At 71.8% G+C, this 12,376-nt stretch carries 9 protein-coding genes; 2 read left to right on the top strand and 7 right to left on the bottom strand.

Features of this window, described 5'->3' with window-relative positions:
- Window positions 1-51 precede the first annotated feature (51 nt).
- Window positions 52-1,452, top strand: a complete 1,401-nt coding sequence (locus ACLHRZ_RS21350; protein WP_490420217.1) for a cation:dicarboxylate symporter family transporter — start codon at window positions 52-54, stop codon at window positions 1,450-1,452.
- A 21-nt stretch (window positions 1,453-1,473) separates the two neighbouring features.
- On the opposite strand, the gene ACLHRZ_RS21345 is transcribed toward ACLHRZ_RS21350, so the two are convergent.
- Complete coding sequence (locus ACLHRZ_RS21345) at window positions 1,474-1,731, bottom strand: hypothetical protein (protein ID WP_490420091.1); 258 nt, start codon at window positions 1,729-1,731, stop codon at window positions 1,474-1,476.
- 175 nt (window positions 1,732-1,906) lie between these two features.
- On the opposite strand from ACLHRZ_RS21345, the gene ACLHRZ_RS21340 reads away from it, so the two are divergent.
- The gene (locus ACLHRZ_RS21340; protein ID WP_490420090.1) at window positions 1,907-2,341 is read left to right on the top strand and encodes a MarR family winged helix-turn-helix transcriptional regulator; all 435 of its coding nucleotides are present in this window, start codon (window positions 1,907-1,909) and stop codon (window positions 2,339-2,341) included.
- Window positions 2,342-2,392: 51 nt separating this feature from the next.
- Here ACLHRZ_RS21340 and ACLHRZ_RS21335 read toward each other — a convergent pair whose 3' ends face one another.
- The 6 genes from ACLHRZ_RS21335 to ACLHRZ_RS21310 form a co-directional block, all read right to left on the bottom strand.
- Window positions 2,393-3,496: a hemopexin repeat-containing protein gene (locus ACLHRZ_RS21335; RefSeq protein ID WP_490420089.1), complete on the bottom strand. Its 1,104-nt coding sequence runs from the start codon at window positions 3,494-3,496 to the stop codon at window positions 2,393-2,395.
- Between the two features lie 303 nt (window positions 3,497-3,799).
- Window positions 3,800-4,078, bottom strand: coding sequence for a hypothetical protein (locus tag ACLHRZ_RS21330; protein ID WP_490420088.1), 279 nt, complete (start codon window positions 4,076-4,078; stop codon window positions 3,800-3,802).
- Window positions 4,079-4,204: 126 nt separating this feature from the next.
- The gene (gene glgB / locus ACLHRZ_RS21325) at window positions 4,205-6,457 is read right to left on the bottom strand and encodes a 1,4-alpha-glucan branching enzyme (protein ID WP_490420216.1); all 2,253 of its coding nucleotides are present in this window, start codon (window positions 6,455-6,457) and stop codon (window positions 4,205-4,207) included.
- A gap of 253 nt (window positions 6,458-6,710) precedes the next feature.
- Window positions 6,711-8,222 carry a maltokinase N-terminal cap-like domain-containing protein gene (locus ACLHRZ_RS21320; protein ID WP_490420087.1) on the bottom strand — a complete coding sequence of 504 codons (1,512 nt, stop codon included), beginning with the start codon at window positions 8,220-8,222 and terminating at the stop codon, window positions 6,711-6,713.
- Window positions 8,223-8,455: 233 nt separating this feature from the next.
- Window positions 8,456-10,174 carry a maltose alpha-D-glucosyltransferase gene (gene treS / locus ACLHRZ_RS21315; RefSeq protein WP_490420086.1) on the bottom strand — a complete coding sequence of 573 codons (1,719 nt, stop codon included), beginning with the start codon at window positions 10,172-10,174 and terminating at the stop codon, window positions 8,456-8,458.
- Window positions 10,171-12,165 (bottom strand): alpha-1,4-glucan--maltose-1-phosphate maltosyltransferase, encoded by a 1,995-nt coding sequence (locus ACLHRZ_RS21310; RefSeq protein ID WP_490420085.1) that lies wholly within the window; start codon window positions 12,163-12,165, stop codon window positions 10,171-10,173. The genes treS and ACLHRZ_RS21310 overlap by 4 nt, the downstream gene beginning before the upstream one ends.
- Window positions 12,166-12,376 lie beyond the last annotated feature (211 nt).

Here is a 12,376-nt window from a genome sequence, read left to right as displayed (position 1 = left end):
GGGGCACGTACCGAGCACGACCTCGATGGCGAGGAGACCACCCCCATGGCCATGGCAGCGCAGACATCGGCGCCGGACACCCCCGGGCGCCGCCGGGACCGGACGCACTACCTCTACCTCGCGGTGATCGCGGCGGTGCTCGCGGGCATCGTCCTCGGCTTCGCCGCACCCGGCGTGGCCGTCCAGCTCAAGCCGCTGGGCACGGGCTTCGTGAACCTGATCAAGATGATGATCTCGCCCGTCATCTTCTGCACGATCGTGCTGGGCATCGGCTCGGTGCGGAAGGCGGCGAAGGTCGGCGCGGTGGGCGGCCTGGCCCTCGGCTACTTCGTCGTGATGTCCACGGTCGCGCTGGCGATCGGCCTCCTGGTCGGCAACCTCCTGGAGCCGGGCAGCAGCCTGCACCTGACCGAGAGCCTGCGGCACGCGGGGGCGGCGCAGGCGAAGGGGGCGAGCGAGTCGACGGCGGACTTCGTGCTGGGCATCATCCCCACCACGCTGGTGTCCGCCTTCACCGGCGGCGAGGTGCTCCAGACGCTGCTGGTGGCGCTGCTGGCGGGCTTCGCCCTGCAGGCGATGGGCGCGAGCGGCGAGCCGCTGCTGCGGGGCATCGGCCACATCCAGAAGCTGGTCTTCAGGATCCTGTCGATGATCATGTGGGCCGCCCCCGTGGGCGCGTTCGGGGCGATCGCGGCGGTGGTCGGGGCGACGGGCGTGGATGCGCTGAAGTCCCTGGCCGTCATCATGATCGGCTTCTATGTGACGTGCGTGCTGTTCGTGGTGGTGGTCCTGGGGGCGCTGCTGCGCCTGGTGGCCGGGGTGAACGTCTTCGCGCTGCTGAAGTACCTGGGGCGGGAGTTCCTCCTGATCCTCTCCACGTCCTCGTCGGAGTCGGCGCTGCCGCGCCTGATCGCCAAGATGGAACACCTGGGCGTGAGCCGCCCGGTCGTCGGCATCACGGTCCCGACGGGCTACTCGTTCAACCTGGACGGCACGGCCATCTACCTGACGATGTCGTCGCTGTTCGTGGCGGAGGCGATGGGCAAGCCGCTGTCGCTGGCCCAGCAGGCCTCGCTGCTGCTGTTCATGATGATCGCCTCGAAGGGCGCGGCGGGCGTGACGGGCGCGGGCCTGGCGACGCTGGCGGGCGGCCTGCAGTCGCACCGCCCGGACCTGGTGGACGGGGTCGGCCTGATCGTCGGCATCGACCGCTTCATGAGCGAGGCCCGGGCGATGACGAACTTCGCGGGGAACGCGGTGGCGACGGTGCTGATCGGCACCTGGATGAAGGAGATCGACGGGGACCGGTGCCGGGAGGTGCTGGCGGGACGCCTGCCGTTCGACGAGGGGGTGTTGACGGACGAGGCGGTGCCCGTGCCCGTGCCGGGGGCGGCTGGGGCGGAGTCGCGGACTCCGCCGGCGGAAACCCTCGTTTGCGCCCGTGGAGAGTGAGGGTTTCCGCCGGCGGAGCGGTCAGACGTTGCTTGCGAGCTCGGGCAGGAGTGCCTCGAGGAGGGCGAACAAGGTGTCGGTGATGCCGTGGTCACCACCGTGGTCACCACCGTGGTCACCGCCGTGGTCACCGCCGTGATCGTCGCCGTGGTTGTCGCCGTGGTTGTCGACGACGGGCGCTGCCGGAGCCGGCGGGGCCGCGGCCTGTGCGGGTGCGGCGAGCGCGATGCCGCCCAGGGCGAGGACGGCGGTGACCGCGATGCTGCGGAAGGTCTTCAAGGCGTACTCCTGACAGGAGTTCGGGGACGGGCCGGCCTGGAGACTGCCCCGCACGGGGCGCGGCGCACGTGGGCCCACTCCTGTGGGGGAGGGCGCGCGGGGGCCTTGAAGGGCGCGCTGCCCCCGCTACGGCGCCCTTGACCTCAACCCCGGTTGAGTTTCTAGCGTTCCGGTCATGACGACACAAGCACCGGCCGGCCGGCCCGTCGGCTACTGGACCTGGACCACCACCCAGGCGATCCTCCGGCACGCCCGCGATGCGCTGGCCCGGGTGGACGTCACCCAGCCGCAGTGGTGGACGCTCGTCCACGTGGACGGCGCCGAACACGGCCTCGGCCGTGCGGAGCTCTGCACCCGGGCGGACGGATTCCCCTACGGCGTGGGGGCGGAGGACATGGGCCACGCCGTCGACGCCCTCCTCCACCGCGGCTGGCTCGCCGTCGGCGGAACCGGCCTCCTGACCCTCACGGAGGCGGGGCGGAAGGCGAAGGAAGAGCTCAAGGCACTGATGTCCCAGGCGCGTTCGCAGATTCACGACGGCGTCACGGACGAGGAGTACGCCACCGTGCTCAGCGTCCTGCAGCGGATGATCCGCAACGTCGACCGGTGATCGCCGTGCGCTCGGCCGCGGCGGCCGACGGCCGCCGCGGCCGAGGCGGGGTCAGGCGACCGGTGTGATGGTCACGTCGACGGTGACGTGGCCGTCGTCGCTGCTCACGGTGTAGGAGCCGTTGCCGGTGAAGGCCGTGTTGCCGCGGGCGAGGAAGTCGTCGCCGCTGGCCAGGTCGTACTCGTCGACCCAGCAGGCGACCTTGGCGATGTCGGCCGCGGTGAACGGCAGGTTCATGGACGGGGCCGCACTGGTGCGGGTCGGGGTGGCGTTGCCCTGGTTCTTCTGGGTCCAGATGCGGAAGTAGCTGCCGTCCTTGATGTCGAGCGTGATCGAGCCGTAGGGCTCGGGCTCGAACTCGCCCCTGTTGACGAAGCTGATCCTGAAGTCGGCGCGCGCCTTGACCGGTTGGAAGGGAGGCGCGGGCGCGGCCGAGGCGAACGCGGTGCCCTTGAGGCCGGGCCACATGTCGGACATGCTGCGGGCGCCGCTCAGCGGTTTCCACTCGTCGAGGTCGAACTGCAGCACCTGGTCGCCCTTGACGAAGTAGCACAGCCGGCGTTTCGTCCCGGCCAGGACCTGGGCGGGGATGATCTGGTAGACCACCGCGTCGAGGTCGCGGTCGAGACCGGCCTCCTTGAGCCCGGGCCACTTGTCGGCGATGAGGTACGGGCCGCCGTTCACACGGTCCGCGAGGATGTCGTAGGTGACGAACCTGTCACCCTTGAAGAAGTAGTACGTGTCCACGGTCCCGAAGGGGACGTCCTCCTGGTCGAGGAACGCGGCGTCGAGGTCCCGCTCGAACCCGGCGTCCTTCATGCCCGGCCACATCGGGGCGATCTCCAGCGGGCCGTAGAGGATCTGCTCGTTCGCCACGTCGTAGCGCACGTACTGGTCGCCACGGAAGATGTAGAGGTAGTCCTTCTCCTCCGGCAGGGTGATCGCCGCCGGGTTGAAGCGGAACGAGAAGGGCACGGCGGCGTCGATGGCGCCGGCGAACTGGGTGTCCTGCAGGCCCGGCCAGCCCGTGCTGATGGCCCGGGGGCCGAGGCGCACGACGTTGTCGGTCAGGCTGTAGAGCAGGTACTGGTCCCCGAGGAACATGTACGTGTCCCATTTGAGCTGGGAGCGGTTGAACGTGGCCTGGATCGTCATCGACCCCTCCCGAGGGCCCGGGGCGGGATGTTCGGTACAGCCCGGTTGCCGTACCGCGCTGCCGCCCATCGCCGCGGACACTAGGAGCCCCGACAGGCCACGTCCAGGGGGTCAGGGCCCTGTCGACGGCCGGGGCGGCGGCTTGCGGCCACCGCCCCGGCCGTCCGCCCGCCCGAGCCTTCCCAGGCCGGGCGGGTATGCCGGCCGGAGCCGGTACCGGATGCACCGAAACCCCGCAGGGCAGGTTTGTCCGATACCTGCTCGGTTGCCGCCGGGCCGAAGTCCCGGACCGGCGGCGGCCGTTCAGCTCGCCAGGGCTCCGGCGATGTACTGGTCCAGGCCTGCGTCCAGGCCGTCCAGATACTGGTCCACGGAATCGAGAGCGGGTATCGACAGGTCGTCGCCGCCGTCGTCGTCGCCGGGATCCGGATCGCCCGTACCCGGCGGCGGCGGGGGATCGTCCGCCACGGCGGCGGGCGCCGCCTGTGGTGCGGCGGTGGCGGCGACGGCAGGGCCTGCACCGAGCGCGAGCGCGCCGCAGAAGGCGGCCGCGGTGACGGCAAGTGGTCGGTTGATTCGCATCGCTCTGCTCCCTTCGGGTCGAGCGGCAGGGACGGCAAGTGTGGTCCGGCGGCCGGCCGCGCGCGAATCGGGAGGGACGGAGGCGTGCCCGCCCGGCATTGCCGTACACCCGAAAGAGTGAACCGCTCAGCTCTCCCGCCCCGGCCGCAGCCACACCGTCCCCAGCGGCGGCAACGTCAGCGTCACGCTCACCGGGCGGCCGTGGCTCTCCGCCGCCTCCGTCTTCACCGGGTCCGGGGTGACGATCCCGCTCCCCCCGTACCGCACCGCGTCCGTGTTCAGGATCTCCTCCCACACCGCGTGCCCGGCCGGCACGCCCAGCCGGTAGCCGTGCCGGACGACCGGGGAGAAGTTGCAGACCGCGAGGAGCGGCGAGCGCTCCGCGTCGTAGCGGAGGAAGGCGAAGACGTTGTCCTCGGCCGCGTCGCCGTCGACCCATTCGAAGCCGTCCGGCACGGTGTCCCGCTGCCACAGGGCGGGTGTGGCGGTGTAGTGCCCGTTGAGGTCGCGCACCAGGTTCCGTACGCCGCGGTGGTCGGCTTCGGCCGCGTACGAGGGGTCGAGCAGCCACCAGTCCGGACCGTGGCCTTCCGACCACTCCGCCCCCTGGGCGAACTCCTGTCCCATGAAGAGGAGTTGCTTGCCGGGGTGGGCCCACATGAAGCCCAGGAACGCGCGGTGGTCGGCGCGCTGCCGCCACCAGTCGCCCGGCATCTTCGACACCAGCGAGCGCTTGCCGTGCACCACTTCGTCGTGCGAGATGGGCAGCACGTAGTTCTCGCTGTACGCGTACACCATCGCGAAGGTCATCTCGCCGTGGTGGTACTTGCGGTGCACCGGCTCCTTGGACATGTACTGCAGGGAGTCGTGCATCCAGCCCATGTTCCACTTCAGGCCGAAGCCCAGGCCGCCGAAGCCGCCGGGGCCCGTGTGGTGGGTGGCGCGGGTGACGCCGTCCCAGGCGGTGGACTCCTCGGCGACGGTGACGACGCCGGGGCAGCGGCGGTAGACCGTCGCGTTCATCTCCTGGAGGAAGGCGACCGCGTCGAGGTTCTCCCGGCCGCCGTGGACGTTCGGCGTCCACTGGCCCGGACCGCGCGAGTAGTCGAGGTAGAGCATCGAGGCGACGGCGTCCACGCGCAGGCCGTCGACGTGGAACTCCTCGCACCAGTAGACCGCGTTCGCCACCAGGAAGTTGCGGACCTCCTTGCGCCCGTAGTCGAACTCCAGCGTGCCCCAGTCGGGATGGGCCGCCCGCACCGGGTCCTGGGGCTCGTACAGCGGGCGGCCGTCGAAGGCGGCCAGCGCCCAGTCGTCCTTGGGGAAGTGCGCGGGCACCCAGTCGACGAGCACCCCGATGCCGGCCCGGTGCAGGGCGTCCACCAGGTACTTGAAGTCGTCGGGCGTGCCCAGGCGGGCGGTCGGGGCGTAGAAGCCGGTGACCTGGTAGCCCCACGAGCCGCCGAAGGGGTGCTCGGCGACGGGCAGCAGCTCCACGTGCGTGAAGCCGAGGTCCTTGACGTACGCGGGGAGCTGATCGGCCAGCTGCCGGTAGCCGAGGCCGGGGCGCCAGGACGGCAGGTGCACCTCGTAGACGGAGAACGGGGCCTCGTGGACGGGCCGTTCGCCCCGGCTCTCCATCCAGGCGCCGTCCTGCCAGCGGTGGTGCGAGACGTGCACGACGGACGCGGTGGCGGGCGGGGCCTCGGTGCGCCGGGCCATGGGGTCGGCGCGCAGCGTGTGCGAGCCGTCGGGGCGGGTGATCCGGAACTTGTACAGCGCGCCCTCGCCGACGCCGGGCAGGAACAGCTCCCACACGCCGGTGGCGCCGAGCGAGCGCATGGGGTGCCCGGTGGCGTCCCAGTAGTTGAAGTCGCCCGCCACGCGCACGCCCTGAGCATTGGGCGCCCACACCGTGAACCGGGTGCCGTTCACGCCCTCGTGCACCATCGGGTGCGCGCCGAGCGCCCGCCACAGCTCCTCGTGCCGGCCCTCGCCGATCAGGTGCAGGTCGAGCTCGCCGAGGGCGGGCAGGAAGCGGTACGGGTCGTGGAGCCCGGTGTCGTCCGCGTCCTCGTACCCGACCGTGAGCCGGTAGTCGGGGATCTCGCTGAGCGGCAGGACTCCGGAGAACAGCCCGTCCCCGTCGTCGAACAGCTCCGCCCGGAGCCCTTTGGCGGTGACCGCCACGGAGCGCGCGAAGGGGCGCAGGGTGCGGAAGAGGATGCCGCCGGGCACGTGGTGGGCGCCCAGCAGGGCGTGCGGGTCGTGATGCGCGCCGTGCACCAGGCGCGCGCGGTCGGCGTCGTCCAGCGGGTCGGCGGGCCGGGTGCCGCCGGGGGTCGCCTCCGGCCGGGGGACAACGGGGCGGCGGTGCAGGGGAGTCGAGGGCGCCGGGCGCGGGCGCGGGCACGGGGGAGGGAGCGGGACCGGGACCGGGTCCGGATGGGCCCGGGGCGCGTCGGACCCCGGCCCCGGATCCGCCGCCCGCGAGGGCCTCGGTACGGCGCCGGACCGGGCCGGCAGGAACGTCGCCGGGACGGGGACCCCGGCGGAGTCGCAGGGGACGGGGCCGGACGGGGGTCGTGCGGTCACGGGGTGGTCCTCCCAGGGGAATGCGTCGGGTGCGCGGTCATGCGGGGTTCGGGCCGGGGGCGGGCACCCCGGCGAGGCGGTGGATCGCGGACATCGGGACGGGCAGCCAGTCCGGGCGGTGCCGGGCCTCGTACAGCACCTCGTAGACGGCCTTGTCGGTCTCGTGGGCCCGCAGCAGCCGGGGGTCCTCGCGGGGGTCGTGGTGCACGGCGGCGTAGCCCTCGCAGAAGGCGTCGCGGGCGCGCTGTGCCCAGTCGGTGCCGGTCGCGTGGCCGACGGCCGCCGCGTAGTCGAAGGAGCGCAGCATGCCCGCGACGTCCCGGGCGACCGGCTGCGGCCGGCGCCGCTCGGCCAGCGGGCGGGCGGGCTCGCCCTCGAAGTCGATGAGCGACCAGCGGCCGTCCGCCGCCGTGCGCAGCGCCTGGCCGAGGTGCAGGTCGCCGTGGATGCGCTGGGCGCGCCAGGTGCGTCCGGCCCGGCCGAGCGCGGCGAGTTCCTCGTAGGCGCCGCGCAGGGCGGTCCGGTACGGGCGCAGTGCGGGCACGGCGTCGGCGGCGGCGTCCAGGCGCCCGGTCATGGCGGCGGCGAGGCGTTCGAGCTGCGGGCGGCGCAGCACGACCGTGGGCAGGGCCTCGGCCAGGGCCAGGTGGACCTCGGCCGTGGCGTGGCCGAGGGCGCGTGCGGAGGCGGTGAAGTCGGCGCGCACGGCCAGGGCGCCCAGGGCCAGTTGCCAGCCGTCGGCGGAGCCGGGGAGGTAGGGCTGGAGCACGCCCAGGGTCATCGGTTCCGCGCCGGCCGGGCCGGGCGGCGCGGCCTCGAACCAGGCGGCGGGCGCGGGGACGCGCGAGCAGCCGGCGTTCGCGAGTGCACGGGGCAGTTCGAGGTCGGGGTTGGTGCCGGGGCCCACGCGGCGGAAGAGCTTGAGGATATACGTTTCGCCGTACACGGCCGAGGAGTTGGACTGCTCGGTGCCCAGGAGGCGGGGCGTGAGGCCGGGCGGGATGGCGGCGTCCGTTTCGCGGCTGAAACGGAGCGGGCCGAGCCGGCCGGGCATCCGGAGCCGCTCCAGCAGGAGCGCGGCGAGCCGGGGGTCGGCGAGCCCCTCGTAGAGGGTGCAGCCGTGCAGCGGCCCGTCGGCCGGGCGGCCGATGAGCGCCGCGGCCAGCTGCGGGGGCAGCACGTCCTGGACGCCGAGCAGCAGTTGATAGCAGTCCTGGGTGCCGCCGTTCCGGCCCGCGGCCGCGGGCTGCCGGGCCCGCACGAGCAGGTGCAGCAGCCCCGGGGCGGTGCCGCCGGGGGCCTGGGGGAGCAGCTCGGTGGCGGATACGAGGGCGAACCCGACGATGGGCCGCCCCTTCCCCGCGAACCACCGCTGCCGCGGCAGCCATTCCCGCAGGAGCGGGGCGAGGGAGGGCAGCAGCCCCGGGTCCTGCGGCGCGCCGGGGTCGGCCCGTGGCGCGGGGGCGGCGGCCGGCTGCGGGCCGGCCGCGGGGGCATCGGCATGGTCACCGACGGGAAGGGCACCCTGCCGGTCGGGCGATCGTGACATGACGTCGCGTCCTTTCCCCGGGCACACGACAGGTTGGGCAAAGTGTCCCGGATTGCGGCTTTGTCCAGTGCGCGGTGCGGGACGTGTCGGGCGAGGATCGTCCGTACGGTCAGCGACAACGGCCCGTGTGTGCGGATGCGATCTCTTCGGCCCGGCCCGTGCGTAGTAGTAGGCGTTCCCAGGGTCGGGACGGGAAAACGCCTGTGCGCGGGCGGGCCGCGCACAGGGGGGAATCAGTGGCCCGCCGTCGTGGCCGGGACGGTACGGCGCAGGCGGAACCAGTAGAAGCCGTGGCCTGCGAGGGTCAGCAGATAGGGCAGTTCGCCGATGGCGGGGAAGCGGACGCCGCCGATCAGCTCGACCGGGTGCCGGGTGTTGAACGTGCGCAGGTCCAGCTCGGTCGGCTGTGCGAAGCGGGAGAAATTGTTCACGCACAGGACCAGGTCGTCACCGTGCTCGCGCAGGAAGGCCAGCACCGCCGGGTTGCTCGACTGCAGCTCCGTGTAGGAGCCGAGGCCGAACGCCGGGTTCTGCTTGCGGATCTCGATCATCCGGCGGGTCCAGTGCAGCAGCGAGGACGGCGAGGACATCGCCGCCTCGACGTTCGTGACCTGGTAGCCGTAGACCGGGTCCATGATCGTCGGCAGGTACAGCCGGCCCGGGTCGCACGACGAGAAGCCCGCGTTGCGGTCCGGGGTCCACTGCATCGGCGTGCGCACCGCGTCCCGGTCGCCGAGCCAGATGTTGTCGCCCATGCCGATCTCGTCGCCGTAGTACAGGATCGGCGAGCCGGGCAGGGACAGCAGCAGCGCGGTGAACAGCTCGATCTGGTTGCGGTCGTTGTCGAGCAGCGGGGCCAGCCGGCGCCGGATGCCGATGTTGGCCCGCATCCGGGGATCCTTGGCGTACTCCGCCCACATGTAGTCGCGCTCTTCGTCCGTGACCATCTCGAGCGTGAGCTCGTCGTGGTTGCGCAGGAAGATGCCCCACTGGCAGCCGGACGGGATCGCCGGGGTCTTGGCCAGGATTTCCGAGACGGGATAGCGCGACTCCCGCCGCACCGCCATGAAGATGCGCGGCATCACGGGGAAGTGGAACGCCATATGGCACTCGTCGCCGCCGTTCTCGAAGTTCCCGAAGTAGTCGACGACGTCCTCGGGCCACTGGTTGGCCTCCGCCAGCAGCACCGTGTCCGGGTAGTGCGCGTCGATCTCGGCCCGCACGCGCTTGAGGAACCGGTGCGACTGCGGCAGGTTCTCGCAGTTGGTGCCCTCCTGCGCGAACAGGTACGGCACGGCGTCCAGCCGGAAGCCGTCGATGCCGAGGTCCAGCCAGAACCGCAGCGCGGCCAGGATCTCCTCCTGCACGGCCGGGTTCTCGTAGTTGAGGTCCGGCTGGTGGGAGAAGAAGCGGTGCCAGTAGTACTGCTTGCGCACCGGGTCGAAGGTCCAGTTCGACGTCTCGGTGTCGACGAAGATGATGCGCGCGTCGGGGTACTGCTTGTCGTCGTCGGCCCACATGTAGTAGTCGCCGTACGGGCCGTCGGGATCGGTGCGCGACTGCTGGAACCAGTCGTGCTGATCGCTCGTATGGTTCATGACAAAGTCGATGATGACGCGCATCCCGCGCTGATGCGCCGCGTCCACGAACTCCACGAAGTCGGCGAGGTCGCCGAACTCCGGGAGCACCGAGGTGTAGTCGGAGACGTCGTAGCCGCCGTCCCGCAGCGGCGACTGGAAGAACGGCGGCAGCCAGAGGCAGTCGACGCCCAGCCACTGCAGGTAGTCCAGTTTGGCGGTGATCCCCTTGAGGTCGCCGATGCCGTCACCGTCGCTGTCCTGGAACGAGCGTACGAGCACCTCGTAGAAGACGGCGCGCTTGAACCAGTCGGGATCCCGGTCCTTCGCGGGAGTGTCCTCGAACGTGTCCTGGACGGGTTCGTTGACGATCATGGTGTGGGTGACCCTCCGATCGGTGAGGACGGTCGCAGCGAGAACACGTGCGCAGGCGCCATCGGGCGGCCCGGCTCGAGGCGCACATAGTTGCCCCTGCCCCAGTGATAGGTCTCTCCGGTGAGCTCGTCGCGCACCGGCACGGACTCGCCCCAGTCGAGGCCGAGTTCCGGCATGTTCAACGAGACCGTCGCCTCCTGGGTGTGGTGGGGGTCGAGGTTGACGACCGCCAGCACGCAGGAGTTCCCGGAGCGCTTGGAGTAGGCGATCACGGCATCGTTGTCGGTGCCGTGGAAGCGCAGGCTGCGCAGCCCGCGCAGGGCGGGGTGACGTCGCCTCAGCCGGTTGAGGACGGTGAGCAGCGGGGCGAGGCTGTGCCCCTCGCGCTCGGCCTTCTCCCAGTCGCGCGGCCGCAGTTGGTACTTCTCGGAGTCGAGGTACTCCTCGCTGCCCCCGCGCACCGGCGTGTTCTCGCACAGCTCGAATCCCGCGTAGACGCCCCAGGACGGGCTCAGCGTCGCCGCCAGCACCGCGCGTGCCGCGAAGGCGGGCCGGCCGCCGTCCTGCAGGTAGGCGTGCAGGATGTCGGGAGTGTTCACGAACAGGTTCGGGCGCATGAACGCGGCCGATTCACCGGAGAGTTCGGTCAGGTATTCCGTGATCTCGTGCTTGGTGTTGCGCCAGGTGAAGTAGGTGTACGACTGCTGGAATCCGATGGCACCCAGGGTACGCATCATCGCGGGCCGGGTGAACGCCTCGGCGAGGAAGACGACATCGGGATCCGTGCGCCCGATCTCGGAGATCACCCGCTCCCAGAAGACCACGGGCTTCGTGTGGGGATTGTCGACGCGGAAGACACGGACCCCGCGCTCCATCCAGAAGCGCAGCACGCGCAGCGTCTCCGCGGTCAGCCCCTCCAGGTCCGCGTCGAAGGCCAGGGGATAGATGTCCTGGTATTTCTTCGGCGGATTCTCGGCGTAGGCGATGGAGCCGTCGGCGCGGTGGTGGAACCAATCCGGGTGCTTGCCCACCCAGGGGTGGTCGGGGGAGCACTGCAGCGCGAAGTCGAGCGCCACCTCCATGCGCAGCTCGCGCGCCCGGGACACGAAATGCGCGAAGTCCTCGAACGTGCCCAGGTCGGGGTGCAGCGCATCGTGCCCGCCCTCCGGCGAGCCGATGGCCCAGGGGCTGCCCACGTCCCAAGGGCCCGCGGCGAGCGCATTGTTGGGCCCCTTGCGGAACGAGGTGCCGATGGGGTGGACCGGGGGCAGGTAGACGACGTCGAAGCCCATCGCGGCGATCGCCGGCAGCCGCTCGGCGGCCGTCCGGAACGTACCGCTCCGGGGCCGGCCGCCCTCCGCCACCACCGCCCCCTCCGAACGCGGGAACATCTCGTACCACGCGCCGAACAGCGCCCGCTCGCGCTCCACCAGCACCGGAACGGGCCTGCCGGCGGTGACCAGTTCGCGCAGCGGCCACGCGGCCAGCGCGGCCGTGACCCCGGGCGCGAGGGCCGCGGCGAGCCGGTCGGCCGGGCGCCGGCCGCGGTCGCGCAGGGCGTCCACCGCGCTCAGCACCGCCTCCCGGCCGCTCTTCTTCGGCACCCCGGCGGCGGCCCGTTCGTGCAGCCGGGCGCCCTCCTCCAGCACCAGGTCCGTGTCGATCCCGGCCGGGATCTTGACCTGCGCGTGGTGCCGCCACGTCGCCACCGGATCGCCCCAGGCCTCCACCGCGTACGTCCAGCGGCCCTCGGCGTCGGGGGTGACCTCCGCGCCCCACCGGTCGGTGCCCGGGCTCAGCTCCCGCATCGGCGTCCACGGCCCGCTGCGGCCCTGGGCGTCCCGCAGCACCACGTTCGCCCCCACCGCATCGTGCCCCTCGCGGAACACCGTGGCGGTCACCTCGAAGGTCTCTCCCACGACGGCCTTGACCGGTCGTCGGCCGCAGTCGACGAGCGGTGCGAGGTCGAGGACGGGAATGCGACCGATCATGGGATCACCTGGGAATTCGACGCCGGCGGAAGGGGAATGGGCAGATACGGACGCTGTTCTTTCTAGCTGTTTCGCCGGCCGTCGGCGGAGAGCGGGCATGAGTGCTCCTGTCCGCGTTCACTCGGGTGGGCGGAGACAACGCGCTGACGTAGCTGGAGTAAAGGCGACGGACGGCCGCCCGTGGATACCGGATGAGCTTTCCCACCGGCCC

The organism is Streptomyces sp. AM25 (assembly GCF_058146165.1).
The sequence above is the reverse complement of the archived record's forward strand: the minus strand, read 5'-3'. Positions and strand labels throughout refer to the sequence as shown.

Coding starts and splice junctions, on each gene's coding strand:
- ACLHRZ_RS21350 (WP_490420217.1), top strand. CDS start 52: ATGGCAGCGCAGACATCGGCGCCGGACACCCCCGGGCGCCGCCGGGAC.
- ACLHRZ_RS21320 (WP_490420087.1), bottom strand. CDS start 8,222: ATGTCACGATCGCCCGACCGGCAGGGTGCCCTTCCCGTCGGTGACCAT.
- ACLHRZ_RS21340 (WP_490420090.1), top strand. CDS start 1,907: ATGACGACACAAGCACCGGCCGGCCGGCCCGTCGGCTACTGGACCTGG.
- ACLHRZ_RS21310 (WP_490420085.1), bottom strand. CDS start 12,165: ATGATCGGTCGCATTCCCGTCCTCGACCTCGCACCGCTCGTCGACTGC.
- ACLHRZ_RS21330 (WP_490420088.1), bottom strand. CDS start 4,078: ATGCGAATCAACCGACCACTTGCCGTCACCGCGGCCGCCTTCTGCGGC.
- ACLHRZ_RS21335 (WP_490420089.1), bottom strand. CDS start 3,496: ATGACGATCCAGGCCACGTTCAACCGCTCCCAGCTCAAATGGGACACG.
- treS (WP_490420086.1), bottom strand. CDS start 10,174: ATGATCGTCAACGAACCCGTCCAGGACACGTTCGAGGACACTCCCGCG.